We start from the raw sequence: 19,442 nt of genomic DNA, 5'->3' as shown, positions 1-19,442 counted from the left end.
CCGTTTGGTTTAGCCAGCCACGTTGCGGAATGGATCGAGGCCCATGTCGATGAGCCGCCGTTCACGCACGACGACTTCCGCCGCCGCGGTCATGCCGTAGCGCAGCGGATATCGCGTGCCGCCAATCTGGTAGTAGTCGCGATCCAGCGTGACGCGACCTTCGTACACCGGCTGTTTCGTCGCCGGGCTCGGTTTGGCAGCGGGCGAGATGAACGCGAGCGTGCCGTCGATCACGCCATAGCGCTGATAAGGGAATGCATTGAACTTGATCTTGACGCGCTGCCCTTCTCTCAGGAACGCGCGATCATGCTCTGCAATTTCGATCTTCAAGACAGGACGGGCATTGGCGGGCGCTATGCCGCCAAGCGGCGTATTCGCCTGAATCTTGTCGCCTGGCTGCGTGGAAGTCACATCCGTGACGACGCCCGACACCGGGGCCAGGATCAACAAGAAATTGTCCTTGTCGATGTTCTCGAAGCGAATGCGCGCTGCGGCGTCCGCGACGAGCCGCGCCGTCTGCAATTGAAGACGCAACTTGTCTTCCGTGCTTGCGACTTCCCGCATCGCCGCCTCGTATTGCAGCCTGAGATTCGTCGATTCCTGACCGCTCGTTTCGAGTTGCGCCTTGGCCTGAGTGAATTCATGACTCAAACGGAAGTCCAGTTCCGCGAGCTTCGCCTGCTCGACGCGAAAGGCCCCGTCCGCTTCGAGGTAGACATTGCGCTTGGCATCGACTTGCGATTCGGACACGCCGCCGCCCCCCGGCAACGTGAACAGGCGCGTGAAGCGATCGAGTTCGTTCTTCGCGGCATCCCGTGCGCGCCGGGCATTTTCGAGCGTGCTGCGCTGTTCCTGCAGTTGCGCCTTCTGCCCTTCCGCGAGCTTGCTGGTGCCCTCGGTCACGCGCTGTTGATGCTGATGCTCTTCCACTTCCATCTGATTCCTGAGCGCCACGATCCTGCGTTCCATAAGCAGCTTCTTTTCCGGGAACTGCTTCCATTCACGCTCGGCGTCGTCGAGCTTGAGTTGCGCTTCGAGCGCATTCGTGGCCGCTTCGATGGCGCCGCGCGCGTTGAGACGAGCGACGACATCGTTCTTGCGAACGGGTTGCCCTTCGGCAATGTACAAGTCGGCGAGTTCGCCATCGATCGGCGCATAAAAGCGGCGCACTTCCGACTCGGGCGCGAGCGTGCCTTGCGCCGTCACCATTACATCGGCATGACCGACGAAGGACCACACGAGCGCAGCACCCACGAGCGATACTATCGCGTAGATGAGCGCCCGCGTCAGCTTGATCGGTTCGGCCGTGAGAATGGCGACGCCCTCCGCGCCGTGATCCTCCAGCGCCTCGGAGAAAGACTTAAGGGGCGCGTCGCGCTTCATCGCCTTCTCCTTTGAGCAACGCGAGCTTGCTTTGCAGCAAAGCCGGCTCGAGCACCATACGGAGGTCCTGCAGCGAACGCCGTTGCAGGTCCACTTCGTTGTCGATATCGCCTTTCAGGGCTGTCCATTTCTCAGGATCGCCGTTGACCTGTTTCAGGATTCGCATGCCACGCGCGGCGGTGTCCTGCGCATCCAACAAGAGGCGCGCCTGGCTGCGGAACGTGTCGGATACGCCCGATTCAAGCCGCTGCGATCCGCCAATGCCGCCGTTGGTCCGATAGCGTGTCCATAGTGCTTGCGCCTGATTCATCAACGATTGCGCGCGGGACGCTGCCTTGCTTTTGAGCGCAGCAATGTCAGGCGCGACTGCTTTCGTGAAATAAGCATCGCTCTGCGAATCGAGAGTTTCGTTGAAGGCAAGCACCGAATCTTCATACTGTTTGGAGCCGCGCGCCTTTTGCAAGTCCGCGAACTGCGCGGCCACCGATTGCTTATGCGCGATTTCCTTTTGAACGATTGGCGTCCACGTTCCTTGCCGAAGCCTTTGCAAAGCATCAATGGCGCGTGCGCTATTTCCATTCGTCCATGCGGCGGACACCGCCGCGTATTGCGCAAGCACATCCGCCGGTGGCAACTGGCTTGCGCTCATTTGAGCAAAGCGCGTCTTGAACGGCGGCGTCGAGAAATTCGCTTTGCTCAAGGCCGCAACCACTGGCGCAAGGCTCGGCTCGCTCATTGCGCGCTTGAGGTTCGCGTAGGCGCTCGCATCGGCGCGAACGCGATCGAGGCCGCTGAGGCGTGGATACTTTTCCGCGTATTCCTTGAGAGTCGCGTCGATGGCATCGGGATCGTCATCAGCGAGACTCTTGACGATGCTCGCGTTCAGCCGGTCGATGGCCGCCAGATAAGCTGAATCGTCGCTTTGCAGCTTGCGCAAATGACTCAACGCGAGCGCATACGGATCGCGAAACTCGGGCACGTATCCCGCGATGCGATCGAGATCGCGTTGATGACCCGTCGCGTCCGCTTCCCAATGCTTGAGAATCTGTGCGATGCTTGCTTCATCTACGTACATGCGAATGGGCGCATCGGGTCCGCCGCGCCCAATGACGAAGCGTTCGAGCTTGCGTATCCAGCCGAGCTCATCGAGCATCGAACGCACGTCCGAGTTGTGCGCGCCCAGCGTTTGCATCTGCGCGAGGATGACATCCGCATCGGCGTATTTGCCTGCACGCAAGGCGTCCAGCCAGCGCGGCACGCCAGACTTCAGCACGGCCTCGGTGTTCATCGCAGTGAAGCGTGCGTCATCGGCATGCCCTTTCAGATATCCGTCGCTAAAGACGGCGGCTTGCGCATAGTCACCGCTTGCCATCAACGACTTCGCGCGACGTTCCGACGAACCTCCATAGAAGAGCGCGATTCCAGCCGCGATCAATGCGACGACGATGCACGCAACAACGATGCGTGTTCGTCTGGCGGCGCGCGGGTCGTCGGGGGCGAACGCCTTGCGCAATTCCGCCATGAAAAGCGCGACTTTCGTGCGTTTGCCCGAATGTTTGACTGAGTGCGCGTCTTTGGTGGCGGCGTGTGCGTCCTCGTTGACTTCGTCGTCGGCGGGAGCGGATTGGTCGATGCAGAAGATATCGAGGAACGAGTGCGCCGAGCCGACGAACGTCGTCTTGTCGTTGTCCTGCTCGGCCTCGGCTTTTGCGGCCGCGGATGGCCGGACCATTTCGGTGAGCGTCGATTCGCTCTCGTCGCCATGAAGATGAACGCGATAAGCGAAGTGCGTGCCGCCGAAAGCGACCGTGTCGCCGTTCTTCAACTCGACCGCGTGATCGGCGATTCGCTGTCCATTGACGAACGTGCCATTGGTGCTGCCGAGATCTTCGACGAAAGGCGCACCGCCTTTGACGAACAAATGCGCGTGGCGCCGCGATACGTAGTTCACCTGATGCGGATATGCATCGCGATACCGCGCGAACGTATCATCGCTCTTGCTGAACAGAAACGGAAACCGCACGACTTCGATGGGCAGCAGTCCGCGATCGTCGTGTTGCGGCACGAGCGTGATGCCGAGCGGCTTGGGAACGCGCGTGCGGTGTTTGCGCGGCACGAACTGCACGCGATACGCGAGCCGGTTCCCAAAGGCGATTTCGTCGCCATTTCGCAATTGCACGGGCACGTCGCGCACGGGCGTGCCATTTACCGACGTGCCGTTCTTGCTCGCGAGGTCCGCAATATAGGCGTCGCCGTGTTCAATGAAAATACGCGCATGCCGGCGTGATAGTTGCGCGACAGCGTCGGGCGGAATCTCATCGAAAGGCGGCTCGGCGCGGCCAATGGCGAAGAGATTTTCATCGATGCGTATTTCGCTGAGCGAATCGCCCGGATCGCCGCGCGACACGGGCTTGAGAAGGACGTCGAACGCCTCGCCCACGCTTGGCTGCTGTTCCGCTATCGGATCGCCTGGGGCCATGTTCACGTCGCAAGGTTCGTCCAGCCGCCCTCGGTGCAAAGCGCATGCGGCGGCTGTCTTGAGTTTAAGTCACGCATCGTCGTAGTCAATTAGCAGCGCTTCGCACATCGACTGCGGGCCATCCGCCGCCGAGCGCCTTGTATAACGTCACCGTGTCCGACAGCATCTGTTGATGATTGGCGAGCAACGCAAGCTGCGCGGCCAAAAGCGTACGCTCGGTCTCGAATACCTGGAGCTGTGAAATCACGCCTTCCTTGAGTTGCGCATCGATTTGCGCCGCCACGATGGTCAGATGCGCGACTTCCTGCTGCAACTCGTCGCGCTGCTTCGTGTGCGCATCCAGATTGACGAGCGCATTCTCGACTTCTTCAAAAGCGCCCATCACCGTGCTTCGATATTGCTGTTCAACGACGGTCGTTTGCGCCTGCGTTGTCTTGACGTGAGCGCGCACGCTCGGGTCGAGTATCGGAATGTTGATGCTGGGTAGAAAGCTGAACGTGAAGGACTTCAATAAGTCCGTTAGTGCAAAGCTCGCCGTTCCGCCGCGCCCGGTGAGACTGATGGTCGGCAGTTGCGCGAGCTTCGCCTGGCCGACGAGATCGTACGATTCGAGCACGCGGTATTCAGCGGCGATCAAATCAGGCCGGCGCGATAACAATTGCGACGGCAAGCCGGACGGCACCGGCGGAATCTGCACGCGCTTTTGCAGTTGACCATCGGGGACCTTGAACTCGCCTGCCGGAACGCCGGTAAGCGTTGCCAGCGCGTTGTTCGCAAGATCGCGCGAGCGGCGCAAGTCGAGCAACTCCCGCGTCAGGCGGTTGAGCTCCGCGCGCTGTGTCAGCACCTGCGTATGAGGCACGAGGCCATTCTTCTCCATCCCTTCGAAGATCGTCAGGATCTGCTGATTCGTCGCGATGGTCTGCTTCTGCTGGTCGATCTGATCATCGAACTGAAGAATCTGGAAATAGGTCGTGGATACGCTCGCCACGAGTTGCAGATAGCCCGCGCGCCAGTCGGCCTCGGTCGCGTGGAACTCGGCCTTCTGCGCCTGTACGCCTTTTTCCACCGCGCCCCAGATATCGATGTCCCAGTTGACCTGCGTGCCGAGGTTGTATTGCTTCGAGAACGGCTGACCCGTGGTCTTCTCGAAGCTCGCGCCCGCGCCGACATCCATCGTCGGCAGCGCGCCCGCTCTCGCCTCGCCGATTTGCGCGCCTGCAACTTGTATGCGCGCGGCCAGCACCTTGATATCGAAGTTGCCTTGGATCGCCTTGTCGACGAGCGCATCGAGATAGGGATCGCGAAACTGCTTCCACCAGTCGGGCTGGATAGTGTCGGCGGCGGCGACCTTCGGGGCATCGAACGTCGTAAAGGCGGTCTTTTCAGGCGTATCGGGACGCTTGTAGACCGGCACTTTCACGTCGATACACCCCGCCAGAAGCACCGACGCGCATACACTCGCGCTTCCGATGGTCCGGCACAACGATGACAACAGAGCTGGCACGATCGACTCCGGCGCTCACGTTGGTGATGGGAATTCGCGCGCCAGTGACGCAGCGCGGTCACGATGCGGATCGCTCGCCGTCTCGGGAACGACGAGCGACCCACGCCGCCGTTCAAGGCGGTTCAAGCGACGGAGTTCCCCGTACTCCGCTTACCGAGGCCGCGTCGCTGCGCGGCCTTCTTCTTCCGGCACGATCACAGCACGTACGGCCCGTAGACGTTGATGCTGCTGTCGTTGTGCGCTTTTTGCTGCGGCTCGACTTTCGACTTGATGTCATGGGCGAAAGCGTCGTTCACGCCGTTGACGTTGAACGTCTTCTGCGCCTGATCCGCAAGCTGTTGCGTGTTCGCGCTGAGGCTATAGCTCGAGCTGTAGCTCGGGAAGTACAGGCCCATTCCGCCACGCACGGCGGACATTTGGCCGCCGTTCATTTCGGCGTGATGGACGAGATCGTGGATGCTCAATGTGGACATGATTTCAGGCTCCTGGCCAGGCGTAGGCGGGTATGGAAAGCACGCGCGTCGATCAGCGGACCATGAAGCCCGAACCGATGTTGATGTTGCTGGTGTTATGCGCTTCCTGCTTCGGCTTCACATTCGACGTGATGTCCTCGCCGAACGCGACGTTCACGCCGTTATGGTTTTCAGTGCTCTGCTTCTGGTCGATGAGTTGTTGCGTGTTGAAGGTCAGGTCGTACTTCGACACATAGCCGGGAAAGTAAAACGAACTGCCGCCGCGCACGGCCGACATCGCACGGCGATCGAGTTGTTCGGTAACGGGAAGGTCCAGGATGGTCAGCGTCGTCATGGTGGTTCTCCTTGGGTGCGCATCGCGCGTTTGGGTGGATTCGAGCATCTGTCTGCTCGGGCCACTTAAACGCATGAGGTATGCCCATGTTTCGCGCTTTTGGCCGTCTCCCTTGCTGCACAAGCATGAGAGCGATTCGACAGGTGATTCGCTCGATATCTGACTGACGTCTCGCCACCAACACTTCGCAGTCCAACTGTTGCTTCCTCAGAGACAGCGTTCACTTCACGTAGATCGTGATCTTCTTCGAGTAGATCGGCGGGTTGTGCGGAATATGGCGGTCATCGCCCATGAGCAGCTGAAGCGTGTGCTTGCCCGGCGGAAGTTCGATCATCGCTTCGGTTTCTCCCGCTCCGTAATGCAGATGATTGCGGTCCGACGGAATCTCCTGATCGAGTGGCGGCAAGTCCGTATCGACCAGCAGATGGTGATGGCCTGTGTTCGGAAACTTGACGCCGCGCGGCGCGACGCCCATGAAGCGCAAGCCGAACCACACGCGAAACGGCTTTCCCGCAGGCATCGTCTCTCCGTTGTTCGGATAGCCGATATACGCATAAGCGTTTGCGGGCGCGGGCGTCGGTCCGCCTTGCGCAAAGCTCAAATCGAACGGCGCCGCGAGCAGCGCGACGAGCAGAAGCGAACGGGAGCGCGCAAGCGCGCCAGCCTTATGCAGTTTCATGTCGTTAGCCCTCGGCGTTACGCGTTACGCCCGCCTCACGTCACCGTGATCGTAATCTTCTTAGAATAAACGGGCGGGTCGTGCGGTACGTGGTTGTAATCGCCCATCAGCAATTGCAGCGTATGTTTTCCGGGCGGCAATTCGAGGCGCGCATCGGTTTCGCCTGCGCCGTAGTGCAGATGATTTCTGTCGGACGGAATCTCCTGATCGAGCGGCGGCAAGTCCGTATCGATCAGCAGATGATGATGGCCGACGTTCGGCATGTCGATGCCCTTCGGACAGACGCCCATGTTGCGCAAGCCCATGCGCACCCATAGCTTGCCGCCGCTGATTACAGCGCCGTCGGACGGCCAGATGATGTAGGCCTCCGCATTCGCCGGCGCAGGCGTGCGGCCACGCCCCGCCGAGAAAGACCTATCGGCGGCCAGGGCGGCAAGCGAAGCCAGTGCGCCCAGCACGGTTCTTCTCTGCATGTCGTGGATGCCTCTTCAGAAAGCAACAGGAGATCCGGCAGTCGCGCGTTTTCGCGATGAGACGCACGTCCGTGCTCGACATGCCGCGTGGAGTTCGCTTCCAGATTAGGACGTAACGTTTTAAAAAGATACGTGCGTCGGAAGGGATGCATATGCCGCATCCGCATACCTTCTTTTAGGGGATTAAACGCCGAAAGACAGCGTGCTATCGTTGTTGGGTAGGTCAGCGCAATATGTTGCAAGGTGTTCGCTGCGCTTGCCGCTCACTCCAGCCGGACGTAAAGAATATGAAGATGTGGCGAATTCTATTCATCGCAGGCATGTTCATGATCGGCGTGGCGTTCGCCCGGTCTCCGTCGCCGCCCTCTCCGCCTGCCGTGCATAACGTCGCGATTGTCATCGGTAATGCAGATTATGCGGAACGTGCGTTGCCGGGTGCGCAACATGATGCCGGGGATGTGAGCGCCGCACTCTCGTCGCTGGGCTTTGACGTGACGCAGCTAACGAACGTCGACGCAGACGCAATGCAGCATGCGATCGATGCATTCATCGATCGTCTCGGCCCCCGCGATACCGCGCTCGTTTATTTCGCCGGCCACGGCATTCAGGCTGGCGGCGACGCAATGCTGTTGCCGATCGACGTTCACGAGGATGCGCCGCTTCAGCTGATGACCAAAGGCGTTGCGGTGCGAGATCTAATCGCGAGGCTCGCGCATAAAAGGCCGCTTGCGAACAACATCGTCGTGCTCGATACGTGCCTTAGTGATCCCTTCGGCACAGCGCCCGCACGCACACTGAATTTGCCGCCGCGTACGCTCGTTGCGTTTGCGGCATCGCCGGATACATTCGCATCCGAAGGCGAACACAACGGCGTGTTCACCGCAGCGATTCTGCGGCAACTGCGCGGACAACGGCATGTATCGCCCGCATTGTTCGATGCCGCCGCTCTCGACGTCGCTCGCCAATCGCAAGGTGGTCAGCAACCGTGGGTCGCATCGACTATACGCAACGAAACCTCGCTCGGGCGGCAAGTATCCATCATGCAAACGACGGCCGCCGACGAAACACCGGTGCGCTCGCGCGGCATTCTTCCGAAGGACAGCAACGAGCAATATGAGTTGACCTTCTGGGATTCGATCAAGGACAGCACATATCCCAGCGATTACGAGGCGTATCTGAAGGCGTATCCAAACGGGCGCTTTGCGGCGCTTGCCAAGGCGCGCATCGACCGGTTGCGTGCAAGCGCAACGGCGAAGCCCGCTGCGCCTCCGCCCGGCAAGCCTGCCTCTCCCGCAGTGACGGCAGACAAGCCACGTCAGGATGCCGCCGCCTCTGCAGCGGTCGCGACAAAGCCCGCTACCAACGCGAACACGACCGTCAAGGCCGCCGCCAGCGAAATCAAGGACTGCGCTGCGTGTCCATTGCTGATCGCGATCACGCCCGGCAGCTTCACCATGGGCAGCAACAACGACGATCCCGCCGAGAAGCCGCCGCATCACGTGACGATTGCGCGGCCCTTTGCTATCGGCAAATACGAAGTGACCGTCGAGCAATGGAACGCCTGTGCGGATGCGGGCGCATGCACGCGCATCGCACCGGACAGCAGCGCCGCCCCGCCGGTTGCCAATTCGCCGATGCGCAATGTCAGTTGGGACGACGCCCAGGTCTATGTGAAGTGGCTGAGCAAGGTGGGCGGCAAGCCGTATCGCCTGCCAACGGAAGCCGAATGGGAATACGCCACGCGCGGCGGGACGCAGAGCACTTACTGGTGGGGAGAGCAGATGAAAAAAGGCACCGCCGATTGCAAGGACTGCGGCGAGCCGTATCGCGCCGACGCGCCGACGCCCGCCGGCTCGTTCGCCGCCAATCCGTTCGGTCTATACGACACGAACGGCAGCGTATGGGAATGGGTCGCCGATTGCTGGCATAGCTCGTACAAGAACGCCCCCGCCGATGGCCGTGCATGGGACGACCCTTCCTGCTCGGTGCGCGTGATTCGCGGCGGATCGTGGCGCGAAGGAGCGGCCTATATGCAATCGGCGACGCGCTTCAAATACAGCGCAAGCGTGCGCCAGTCACAGAACGGCTTCCGCGTAGCACGGGATGCGCAGTGAGGTAACTCATCGTACGGATGGCTTAACAATGATCTGCGCTTGCGTATCGCGCTCTATTTTCTTGAAAGCGGGCAATGCGGCCTGAAAATCATCGGGCGAGCAGACCTGCTTGCCAAAGCGCGCATCGAGCGTGCGCGATACCTGAATCACGTTTGTCGACGCATCGAACACATAGCGCGAACGATACTGAAGAAATTCACTCGTCACGTCGACATCGTCGGGGACTTCTACAACTTGCATCGCCCTGGGAAGCGCAATCTGCGCGACTTCGTCGTAAGCGCCGCCGACGCACAAGTACGGCTGCGTGCGCGTGCGTTCGGCAAGCCAGTTGCGCGTTTGCGTTGCGATGCCGCCTGACAGGCTCGTCAGCGCGGGCAGCGCGGTCGTGCCGGTCGGCCATACGATTTCGTCGAGCGTGCCGCGCAGCGTCGTCGCGAACGGGCCGCTCGTGGCGTCGACATCGCTCGTGGTGAGCGCGCCCGCGCCGCGCAGATTCGTGTATCGCAAGCGATCTGCCGCAATCTGGTCGCGCCGCTGGCTACTCGCGAGCCGAAGATTCATGCGCTCGATTTCAGCGCTCCATCCCGCATCCTCGACCCAGTACGCGAAGTTCGCCACGCCCTCCGGCGCGACATCGATCTGTAGCCGCGCCGTGCGCGAAAGCGGCTGCGTCGGTGGCGTGCGCGACAGCACGCCCGATGCGACGAGCACCGTCGGCCTGTCCATATCGGCGAGCGGCAGGAAACCGAACTCGACGCTCGACGCCGTGCTGTCCGCATACATGCCGAGATCCGGCAGGTACGTGATGACGTGGTTGATCGCGCCCGCTCCGTAACCCGGCACCGATGGCAGCGCATACACCGAGCCGAGCCCGATCAGCGCGGCTTCGTTGCGCACGCCGGCGGCATCGAGCAACGCACCGTACAGCGCCACGTGGTCCTTGCAATCGCCATAACGGTTCGCGAGCACTTCCGTCACCCGATGCGGCGCCGCCGGGCTCTGCCCGATGAACATCGCCACGTAGCGGATATTGCGGCGCACCCAGTCGTACAGCGTTTTGGCCTTCGCGCGGGCATCGGCGTCGCTGGCGGTCAGCGATAAGGCGAGCGCGCGTATCGCCGGATCGGTTGCGGTGGCGTCGACGGCCGGCCCGCGATAGCTCGCCGCAAACGCTGCGTAGTCCGCGAACGTCGATACCATCAGCCGGTCGCCGTACTGCGCATAGCCGACCGAGCCGCTCTCGATACGCGCCACGCGCTCGCGGCGATAACCAAACGCATAGCGCGTGCGGCCGTTCGCGGTCACGGGCGGATCGGCGGTAAAGCCGCGAGCATCGGCGTAAAGCGGTTTGGCCGCGGGAAGATCGAACACGAGGCGCTGGTCCAGCACGGGCCGCTGCCCCGGCTCGACGAAATAGTTGAACTGTCCGGGGATGACCGGGCTGGCCTGGCTCTTTCTGAAATGCAGATGCACCGTCGAGCCGACGCCTACCGCCGGAAAAATCACCGCGCGCAGTTTCGCGTCCTGAAACGTCGGCGCGCCCGCCGAACGCGGCTCTTGAATGTCGCGGATCTGATCAGGCGATACATCGTGGCGCGCGCCGTTCGCATCGACGGAATACGCCTCGACGATCTCCACCTTCGACACGCTGCGGTCATACCAGACATATCGCTGCGCGATTTCGTCGATGCCCGCCGGCGTGTTCGCGCGCAGCACGGTTTCGTCGTCCTCAGTGACGGAGCCGTCGTCCGCGACGATGAACTCGTGAACGTCGCTCACGATGGTCGAAGGATCGTCGCCGCCTTGCGCGACGGGCGGCGCGGCGAACGCGGGCAGTGCGGCCATCAGCAACGCCAGTGCATGCGGGAAGCGCTTCATGGCGGATCGCCGAAAGGAAACGGTGCAAGCGTCCATCGTACAGGAGCGGAACCGGCCGCGACAATTTGTATCATGTTGCGATATAATTTCATGCTTTGGCGCGCACCGTCCAGGCTCGCCGTCCAAATCCGACACTTTCAATCTCACGATCAAGCAACGTGACGCGCCCCGTTTTGCTCCGCTGGCTACACGGCTTTCTTCCCGCTCCGGTCACGCTCCGATGGAGCGAGCGCCTGCGCGCCGGCGTTGGCGCACTCATCGGCATTGCGCTGACGGGCGGCATCGCGCATCTGCTGGTCGGCGATGCCTCGGCGATTCCGTTCCTCATCGCGCCGATGGGCGCTTCCGCCGTGCTGCTGTTCGCGGTGCCGGCGAGCCCGCTCGCGCAGCCGTGGTCGATCATCGGCGGCAACCTCGTCTCGGCGATCGTCGGCGTGACATGCGCCGCATTGATCCACGATCCCGTCGATGCCGCGGCCCTCGCCATCGCGCTCGCGATCTGCGCGATGTTCGCGCTGCGCTGCGTGCACCCGCCCTCGGGCGCGGTCGCGTTGACGGCGGTGCTCGGCGGGCCGTCGATCCACGCGCTCGGCTACGGTTTCGTGCTGGCGCCGGTCGCGATCCAGTCGTTTGCGCTGCTGTGCTCGGCGATCGTGTTCCATGCGCTGACGGGCCACCGCTATCCGCACGTCGCGCCGGCCGCGCCGAAATCGCCCGAAGCGGCGTCGTTCCTGCGCGCCGATCTCGAAGCCGTGCTCGCGCGCCGCAGCGAAATGCTCGACATCGCTCCTGACGATCTCGAAGCGCTGCTGCGCGAAACGCAGTTGCAGGCGTACGCGCGCCGCTTCACCGAGTTTTCCTGCGCGGACATCATGTCCCGCGCGGTCGTCGCCGTATCGCCGGACACGAGTGCGCAGGAGGCGCTTGCGCTGCTCGCCAGGCATCGCGTGAAGGCGCTTCCCGTGATCGATGCGACGCGCCGCGTGATCGGCATCGTGACGCGCGCCGATCTCGCGCCGGCGCACCGTGCGACGCCGCGCCATCCGTTCAGACGCGCCGTCGAGCGGTTGATGCGCGGCCCATCGGCGACGCCGCCGCGCATCGCCTCGCTGATGACCACCGACGTGTGCACCGTGAACGCGCGCACGGCCATCGCCGACCTGGTGCCGATGTTCGCGGACTTCGGCCATCACCACATTCCGGTCGTCGATGGCGACGAACGGCTGCTCGGCATGATCACCGAAACCGACCTTATTTCCGGGCTGTATCGCCAGAGCTTTGCGGGCGAGCGCCGGAGCGCCTGATTCAACGATGAAACCGCCCCGCACCCTCGCCAAGCCCGACTTCGAGCAGCTATCCGAATTCCGCTATCAGATGCGGCGATTCGAACGATTCTCCGAGCGCGCGGCGCAGGAGGAAGGCATCACGCCGCTGCAATATCTGCTGCTCTTGCATATCAAGGGCTATCCCGGCCGGGCCTGGGCGACGGTCGGCGAGCTGGCCGAGCGGCTGCAATCGCAGCATCACGGCGTGGTGGCGCTGGTCACGCGCTGCGAGGCGCTCGGGCTCGTGCGGCGCGAACCGGGCGCGGAAGACCGGCGGCAAGTGCTGGTGCACCTGGAGCCGCGCGGCGAGCAAGTGCTCGCGCGGCTGGCGGCGCTGCATCGCGCGGAGCTGAAGTCGCTGGAAGGCGCGTTTCGCGTGCCGCAGATCGACCTCTGAGTCATTCGCATTTTTCTGGTTCGGGAGCGAAGGCATGAATCATCACAAACGCGACTTCTCCGTCAACGACAGGCTGCTGCGCATCTGCGGACTCGCGGCGATCATCGGCGGCATCAGCACGCTCGCGGCGGTCGTGCTGCTCGCGCTCATCCACCTGTTCACCAATCTGTTCTTCTTCGGAACGTTTTCCATCGCGGACCGCTCGCCCGCGGTGAACACGCTGGGCGCGTGGGTCATCGTGATTCCGGTGATCGGCGGGCTGATCGTCGGCATGATGGCGCGCTTCGGCTCCGAGAAGATTCGCGGACACGGCATTCCCGAGGCGATCGAGGCGATTCTCTTCGGCAAGAGCCGCATGTCGCCGAAAGTGGCGGTGCTCAAGCCGCTGTCGTCGGGGATCGTCATCGGCAGCGGCGGACCGTTCGGCGCGGAAGGGCCGATCATCATGACGGGCGGCGCGCTCGGCTCGCTGATTGCGCAATGCATCGACGTGACCGCCGCCGAGCGCAAGACGCTGCTCGTCGCGGGCGCGGCGGCCGGCATGACGGCGGTGTTCGGCACGCCGGTCGCGGCGGTGCTGCTGGCCGTCGAACTGCTGCTGTTCGAATGGCGGCCACGCAGTTTTCTGCCGGTCGCGCTGGCGTGCGCGGTCGCGGGCTTCGCACGCGCGATGGTGTTTGGCGCCGGCGCCCTCTTTCCGATGCAGACCGAGCCGCCGCAGATGCTGTCGCTCTTGTCCTGTCTCGTCGCGGGATTGCTGTCGGGCGCGCTCGCGTCGGGATTGTCCGCGGCGCTCTACAAGCTCGAGGATGCATTCGGCAAACTGCCGCTGCACTGGATGTGGTGGCCGGCGATCGGCGGACTGGTCGTCGGGATTGGCGGATTCATCGAACCGCGCGCCCTCGGCGTCGGCTATGACGTGATCGGCGATCTGCTGCATCAGCACATTGCGATTCAGGTCGCGCTCGCGATTCTCGCCGTGAAAGCGGTGATCTGGGTCGTCGCGCTGGCGTCCGGCACATCGGGCGGCGTGCTCGCGCCGCTCCTGATGCTCGGCGCGGGGCTCGGCACGGTGCTCGGCGCGGTGCTGCCCGGCCACGACGCCGCGCTATGGCCGCTCGTCTGCATGGCCGCGACGCTCGGCGCCACGCTGGGCGCGCCGCTGACCGCCATCGTCTTCGCGTTCGGCCTCACGCACGACAGCAACGCGCTCCTGCCGCTGCTCACGGCGACGCTCGTCGCGCACGGTTTTGCGACGGTCGTCATGCGGCGTTCGATCATGACGGAGAAGATTGCGCGGCGCGGCTATCACATTTATCGCGAATATGGCGTCGATCCGCTGGAGCGTCATCACGTCGATGAAGTCATGACGCGCGACGTCCGCACCATCGACGCCGCCACGCGGATCGACGACGTGCTCGCGCAGTACTTCGGGCCGCAGCAGGCGCACCGGGCGTATCCGGTCGTGCGCGACGGCGCGCTCATCGGCATGCTGGATCGCGCGGCCCTGCTCGATGCGTCCAGTGCGGCGACCGCCGGCGAAGCGCTGTCGCGCCGCGCGGATGCGCCGCCGGTCGTCGCGCTTCCCGGCGAACCGTGCCGCCTCGCCGCGACGCGTCTCGCGGTGCATGAACTGGAGCGCCTGCCTGTTGTGACGGACACGGCGTCGATGCGGCTCGTGGGCATCGTGTCGCGCAGCGATCTGGTGAAGCCGGCGCGCGCGCACTTCGACGAGGAGCATCGGCGGGAACGGTTCAGGACGTTTCGACGCGCTCAGGCGCTGAAAAAGTCCTAGGCGCGCTTTGCCGCGGCGAGTTGCGCGAGTTCCGCGGACATATCGGCGAGCGGAACCGACCAGTCGCCGAGACGTTCCTGGCGATAGAGCCGCATCGACGCGTACCACGGCGTATAGCGCCGGCAGTCGTACCAGCGGTGGTCGCAGGCCTGCGACAGCAGCACCCATACCGGCCGATTCAGCGCGCCCGCGAGATGCGCGGCGCCGGTATCGATCGAAATGAAGAGATCGAGCTGCTCGTACGCGCGGCCGGTGTCGCCGAAGCTATGCAAGTACGGCCCGAGATCGACGACGTTGTGTGCCTGCATCAGCGCGCGCTCGTCATCGCTCAGGTCGCCGACTTGCAGCGAATAGAAGCGGCAATCTTGATTGGCCAGCACTCCGGCGAGTTGCGCCAGTTGCATCGAGCGATAATGGCTCGTGGCGCGCGCCGCTCGTGCTGCGCCACACCAGCCCGACTTTCAGGCGCGACGATTCCTCGGCTAGCAGCGCGCCGGCTTCCGGCGGCAAGGGCCGAACGGCGTCGAGCGAAATGAGCGCGGCGGGGTTTTCTTGCGGGAAGTACGGCGAAGACTGATAGCGCGCCCACAGGTGGAAGGGGCTGGCGACGCGGTCGCACCGCTTTACTTCGTCCGTGCGCGCCTCGGCAGTCACCCCGGCGAGGCGCAAGCCCGGACGCGGACGGATGACATCGGCCCAGAAGTCGAACGCTTCGAGCGTCACTTCTCGCGCGCCCTCGCGGAACAGGGCGTCGACGTATCGCGAGAAGAGGACCATATCGCCAAAACCGCCTTCCGCCAGGAGCAGAATGGACTTGCCGGCGACTGGTTCGTCGATGCCCAGCATCATGGGTTTCAGCAAGTCCACCCAGGGCTGACTGCCGCTAAAAAGCGTGCCGAGAAGCGCCTCGCTGCGCGGCTGATCGCGATTGATGACTTGCAGCGCATGCGCTTCGTGGTGCTTGCCCTGCGAGTACAAGGACATGAAGAGTTCTTCGGTGATCGTATAGCGCACGAAATCGCTCAACGAACCGAGCAAGCCGCGCCTGAGACACCTTTCTGCTTCGGCATGCATACCGAGGTAATTCAGATCGACGCCCAGTTGGCCCGCCCAGATGCCGCCCTGATTCGACGAATTGACGATTTCCCGTAGCATCGTTTGCGCTTCCGCTGCGCGGCCCGAGAGGCGCAAGACGCGAACATTGTCGATGGTGATGGGCAGCGTTGAATTCATGTCGAGCGTTCCGGCCGGAGGCGATGGCCGATATGTTAATTCGACGTATCGGCCCGGATGCAACAAAACGTGAAAAACCGGTTCTGCGATAGTGACTACACGGCCGGCGTTGTTGATCTGGTCGCTGCGCGGTTCAAGCGGTATTTATAAGGGCTTACTCTGCGCTGCATCACTGGAACTGTTTCGCTTTCGCGCTTAACGGCTTTCGGCTTAATCAGTTTTCCTTCAATTAGCTTAATCCGATTGCTCGAATCTCTATGCGGCCGAAAGGAAAATTACAGAGAAGCGGTTGAGAACTCGTGTCGCACTATCTCGGCACTTCGTTGTAGGTATCATCGCGATCATCGCCAGGTAAACGGAGACGCAACTTGCTCGATAACCATAAGGCCGACCGTGCTACAGTCTCGCCCCGCCAGCGACTAGTACCGCCGATTCATGATGGAATACCTGCGTCAACGCGCGCCCATTATCGCGGGCACAGCAGCCCTCTTTCTCGTCACGCTCGTCGCGAACGAACTGCTCTTTCCATCTTCGGAGTATGTGCGAGGCGCAAACTGGATTTATCTGCCCGCAGGCATGCGGCTCTTGTGCACACTGCTTTTCGGTGAAGCGGGTGCACTCGGCATGTTATGCGCCGCGTGGATCAGTTGCATCTTTCTTTATTTTCCAAACGATCCGGTGCGCTCTTTCGCGTACGGCACCATCTCGGCGCTCGCCCCTTACCTGATCTATCTTTTCGCAACGCGCGTGCTCGGCTTGCGTACGTCGCTATCGAATCTCACCGCGCGCAGGCTGCTTTTACTTATCGTGCTCTATGCAATCGCGAGTCCGTTGCTGCATCAGTTGTGGTTGGCGATGCACGGCGAAATCGCCGGGGCGGGCAAGCGCTTTGTCGTGATGGTCGTCGGTGATTTATCCGGCAGCCTGATGGTCATCTATACAATCAAGGTGACCTTGTGGCTGATGGTCAGGCTCGCACCCTTGTGCCGCCGCCCGAGCGATTACTGACCGCATGAAGCCGCAATAGAACGAGCGAGCATGCAAAAAAGACGCCGCCCCGCACGAAGCGAGGCGGCGTCCAGTTCACCACTTTCTCTCTGTTCTCTCAGGTCCTCGCGTAGACGATCATGTGTGAACATCATCGCCAGACGGATCACCGCATGATAACAGTCGCTTATCAGTTTGATAAGTTATTTTGTGTCGGGACGCGAACGAGTATGATGAGCCGCACCCGCAAAGCAACGAAACGCAGCGCCTAAGGAAGCGCAAGATCATGGCGAATAAACACCTTGTCGACGCCTATTTCCGATTCCTGAACCTCGCGCAGGCGGTGCAGGCCTTGCCGTCCGTACCGAAGCTGGATGCCGCCGAAGAACGGCTGCTCGAAGCGCTCAGCGCCGCGTGGCACGCGGGCCGCGCGCTGACCGTGACCGAGACCATGGCGCTCTCGACGGCGGGCGCGCCGGCCACCGTGCATCGCAAGCTCACGCGGCTCAAGGAGCAAGGCCTCGTCACGCTGGACGAAACGGCCGCCGACCTGCGCACCAAGTCCGTCGTGCCGACGCGCAAGGCGCTCGCGTACTTCGAGCAGCTTGCCGCCTGTCTGGAAGAAGCGAAGAAGAAGTAGCGCGCCCGGTCCGGCGTGGCGGGTTATGCTGAGGTTCGACCGCGAACGAACCTGACGCCATGAGCCGCGCCGCGAAACCGACCGCTTGCAACCGAACCCAGGCCGCCCGGCGCGGCTTTCTGCGCGCCGCGACCGGCGCCGCGCTCTATGCGCAATTGCCCCGCCTCTCGCCGGCGGCGTCCTCCGAACCCTCTCCCATGCACAAGCGCCCGATTCCATCGACGGGCGAAGCGTTGCCGATCGTCGGATGCGGCACCTGGCGCACGTTCGACGTCGGCGACGATCCCGCCCGTCGCGCCGAACTCGCCGCCGTGTTGCGCGTGCTGTTCGCGGCTGGCGGTTCGGTCATCGATTCCTCGCCGATGTACGGCACTTCCGAAGCCGTCGCCGGCGCGCTGCTCACGGAGCTTCACGCGCGCGACAGGGCGTTCATCGCCACGAAAGTCTGGACGGAGGGCCGCGACGAAGGCATCGCGCAGATGCGGCAATCGATGCAACGCCTCGCCGCCCCGCGCATCGACCTGATGCAGATTCACAACCTGCTCGACTGGCGCACGCAGCTTGCCACGCTGCGTGACTGGAAGGCGGCGGGACACATCCGTTACATCGGCGTGACGCATTACACGTCGAGTGCCTTTCCGCAGGTCGAAGCGATATTGCGCTCCGAGCGCGTCGACTTCGTGCAGGTCAATTACGCCGCCAACGACCGCGACGCCGAAGCGCGGCTCCTGCCGCTGGCGGCGGAACGCGGCGTCGCAGTCATCGTGAATCAGCCGTTCGGCGGCGGCTCGCTGCTGTCGGGCTTGCGCGGCCGGCGCTTGCCGCCTTTCGCGGCGGAACTCGGCTGCACGAGCTGGGCACAGCTTCTGCTGAAATTCGTGCTGGGCCATCCGTCCGTCACGTGCGTGATTCCGGGCACGGGACGACGGGAATACATGATCGACAACGTGCACGCGGGCATCGGCGTCTATCCGGATGCGGGGCTGCGCGAGCGCATCGCGCAAGCGGTCGCGTGAACGAACGCACGCATGACGGGAGACATACGATGAGCGATCCGTTCAACCTGCAACGCTTCGTCGATGCACAAGTCAGCGTCATCGACGACGTGCGCGCCGAGCTCCGGGCCGGCCGCAAACGCACGCACTGGATGTGGTTCGTGTTTCCGCAGATCGCGGGGCTCGGGCATAGCCAGATGGCGCAGCATTACGCGATACAGTCGCGCGCGGAAGCCGAGGCCTATCTCGCGCATCCGGTGCTGGGCGCGCGCCTCGTCGAGCTGACTGGCATCGTCAATGGCGTGCGTGACCGCAGCGTCGACCAGATTTTCGGGTATCCCGACGACATGAAGTTTCATTCGTCGATGACGCTCTTTGCCCGCTGCGCGCCCGACCCCGCCCCATTCGACGAAGCCCTGCGCCGATACTTCGGCGGCCGCCCGGACGAAGCGACGCTCGCGCGGCTGCGCTGACGGGCACGGCCGTTGCGCTAGCTGCAGCGTCACGATCATTCCGGGAAAACGTCATGAGTCACAGCCTCAAGCTGCACGATCACGTGAGCTGGAACACGCCACAGGGCGAAACGACCGGCCGCATCGTGCGCGTAATTTCCGAGCGCACCAAGGTCGACGGCCACACGATCAACGCATCGCACGACGATCCGCACTACGAAGTGGAAAGCGACAAAAGCGGCAAGCACGCGGTGCACAAGGGCGACGCGCTGAAGCGAATCTCGCACTGAGCCTCGCC

General features: G+C 62.9%; 19 protein-coding genes. 9 read left to right on the top strand and 10 right to left on the bottom strand.

Annotated features, from left to right (window positions below; translation table 11 throughout):
* Positions 1-9: 9 nt before the first annotated feature.
* From LDZ21_RS16385 to LDZ21_RS16355, 7 genes are all read right to left on the bottom strand, one after another.
* Positions 10-1,383 (bottom strand): beta-barrel domain-containing protein, encoded by a 1,374-nt coding sequence (locus tag LDZ21_RS16385; RefSeq protein ID WP_244795841.1) that lies wholly within the window; start codon positions 1,381-1,383, stop codon positions 10-12.
* Positions 1,361-3,862 carry an FHA domain-containing protein gene (locus tag LDZ21_RS16380; RefSeq protein WP_244795882.1) on the bottom strand — a complete coding sequence of 834 codons (2,502 nt, stop codon included), beginning with the start codon at positions 3,860-3,862 and terminating at the stop codon, positions 1,361-1,363. The genes LDZ21_RS16385 and LDZ21_RS16380 overlap by 23 nt, the downstream gene beginning before the upstream one ends.
* Positions 3,863-3,947: 85 nt before the next feature.
* A complete protein-coding gene (locus LDZ21_RS16375) occupies positions 3,948-5,360 on the bottom strand; it encodes an efflux transporter outer membrane subunit (RefSeq protein WP_244795881.1) in 1,413 nt (470 codons plus the stop codon).
* A 203-nt stretch (positions 5,361-5,563) separates the two neighbouring features.
* The gene (locus LDZ21_RS16370) at positions 5,564-5,842 is read right to left on the bottom strand and encodes a hypothetical protein (RefSeq protein WP_244795840.1); all 279 of its coding nucleotides are present in this window, start codon (positions 5,840-5,842) and stop codon (positions 5,564-5,566) included.
* A 52-nt stretch (positions 5,843-5,894) separates the two neighbouring features.
* Positions 5,895-6,176 carry a hypothetical protein gene (locus LDZ21_RS16365; protein ID WP_035963663.1) on the bottom strand — a complete coding sequence of 94 codons (282 nt, stop codon included), beginning with the start codon at positions 6,174-6,176 and terminating at the stop codon, positions 5,895-5,897.
* A gap of 220 nt (positions 6,177-6,396) precedes the next feature.
* Complete coding sequence (locus LDZ21_RS16360; protein WP_404980911.1) at positions 6,397-6,855, bottom strand: DUF4399 domain-containing protein; 459 nt, start codon at positions 6,853-6,855, stop codon at positions 6,397-6,399.
* Positions 6,856-6,890: 35 nt separating this feature from the next.
* A complete protein-coding gene (locus tag LDZ21_RS16355) occupies positions 6,891-7,328 on the bottom strand; it encodes a DUF4399 domain-containing protein (RefSeq protein ID WP_244795839.1) in 438 nt (145 codons plus the stop codon).
* 293 nt (positions 7,329-7,621) lie between these two features.
* Between LDZ21_RS16355 and LDZ21_RS16350 the strand changes: the two genes are divergently transcribed.
* Entirely contained in the window at positions 7,622-9,442 is a 1,821-nt protein-coding gene (locus LDZ21_RS16350; RefSeq protein WP_244795838.1) for an SUMF1/EgtB/PvdO family nonheme iron enzyme, read from the top strand.
* 6 nt (positions 9,443-9,448) lie between these two features.
* On the opposite strand, the gene LDZ21_RS16345 is transcribed toward LDZ21_RS16350, so the two are convergent.
* Positions 9,449-11,320, bottom strand: a complete 1,872-nt coding sequence (locus LDZ21_RS16345; RefSeq protein WP_404980914.1) for a DUF3857 domain-containing transglutaminase family protein — start codon at positions 11,318-11,320, stop codon at positions 9,449-9,451.
* Between the two features lie 158 nt (positions 11,321-11,478).
* On the opposite strand from LDZ21_RS16345, the gene LDZ21_RS16340 reads away from it, so the two are divergent.
* The 3 genes from LDZ21_RS16340 to LDZ21_RS16330 are packed head-to-tail and all read left to right on the top strand — an operon-like array spanning position 11,479 to position 14,837.
* The gene (locus LDZ21_RS16340) at positions 11,479-12,624 is read left to right on the top strand and encodes an HPP family protein (RefSeq protein ID WP_244795837.1); all 1,146 of its coding nucleotides are present in this window, start codon (positions 11,479-11,481) and stop codon (positions 12,622-12,624) included.
* Between the two features lie 7 nt (positions 12,625-12,631).
* Entirely contained in the window at positions 12,632-13,042 is a 411-nt protein-coding gene (locus LDZ21_RS16335) for a MarR family winged helix-turn-helix transcriptional regulator (protein ID WP_244795836.1), read from the top strand.
* A gap of 34 nt (positions 13,043-13,076) precedes the next feature.
* Positions 13,077-14,837, top strand: coding sequence for a chloride channel protein (locus LDZ21_RS16330; protein WP_244795835.1), 1,761 nt, complete (start codon positions 13,077-13,079; stop codon positions 14,835-14,837).
* Here LDZ21_RS16330 and LDZ21_RS16325 read toward each other — a convergent pair.
* Positions 14,834-15,145, bottom strand: a complete 312-nt coding sequence (locus LDZ21_RS16325; protein WP_244795834.1) for a glycosyltransferase family 9 protein — start codon at positions 15,143-15,145, stop codon at positions 14,834-14,836. The two genes, LDZ21_RS16330 and LDZ21_RS16325, sit on opposite strands and share 4 nt — an antisense overlap.
* 13 nt (positions 15,146-15,158) lie before the next feature.
* Positions 15,159-16,070: a hypothetical protein gene (locus LDZ21_RS16320; RefSeq protein ID WP_244795833.1), complete on the bottom strand. Its 912-nt coding sequence runs from the start codon at positions 16,068-16,070 to the stop codon at positions 15,159-15,161.
* Positions 16,071-16,505: 435 nt separating this feature from the next.
* On the opposite strand from LDZ21_RS16320, the gene LDZ21_RS16315 reads away from it, so the two are divergent.
* The 5 genes from LDZ21_RS16315 to LDZ21_RS16295 all read left to right on the top strand — a co-directional run bounded on the left by LDZ21_RS16315 (position 16,506) and on the right by LDZ21_RS16295 (position 19,434).
* Positions 16,506-17,078, top strand: coding sequence for a hypothetical protein (locus LDZ21_RS16315; protein ID WP_244795832.1), 573 nt, complete (start codon positions 16,506-16,508; stop codon positions 17,076-17,078).
* A gap of 265 nt (positions 17,079-17,343) precedes the next feature.
* Positions 17,344-17,697 carry a winged helix-turn-helix domain-containing protein gene (locus LDZ21_RS16310; protein WP_244795831.1) on the top strand — a complete coding sequence of 118 codons (354 nt, stop codon included), beginning with the start codon at positions 17,344-17,346 and terminating at the stop codon, positions 17,695-17,697.
* Positions 17,698-17,756: 59 nt separating this feature from the next.
* Positions 17,757-18,713 (top strand): aldo/keto reductase, encoded by a 957-nt coding sequence (locus tag LDZ21_RS16305; protein WP_244795830.1) that lies wholly within the window; start codon positions 17,757-17,759, stop codon positions 18,711-18,713.
* A gap of 29 nt (positions 18,714-18,742) precedes the next feature.
* Entirely contained in the window at positions 18,743-19,165 is a 423-nt protein-coding gene (locus LDZ21_RS16300; protein ID WP_244795829.1) for a DUF1810 domain-containing protein, read from the top strand.
* A 53-nt stretch (positions 19,166-19,218) separates the two neighbouring features.
* Positions 19,219-19,434 (top strand): hypervirulence associated TUDOR domain-containing protein, encoded by a 216-nt coding sequence (locus LDZ21_RS16295; RefSeq protein WP_244795828.1) that lies wholly within the window; start codon positions 19,219-19,221, stop codon positions 19,432-19,434.
* Positions 19,435-19,442 lie beyond the last annotated feature (8 nt).

This window comes from Caballeronia grimmiae (genome assembly GCF_022879615.1).
In the GTDB taxonomy this organism is placed as follows: Bacteria; Pseudomonadota; Gammaproteobacteria; order Burkholderiales; family Burkholderiaceae; genus Caballeronia; species Caballeronia grimmiae.
The sequence above is the reverse complement of the archived record's forward strand: the minus strand, read 5'-3'. Positions and strand labels throughout refer to the sequence as shown.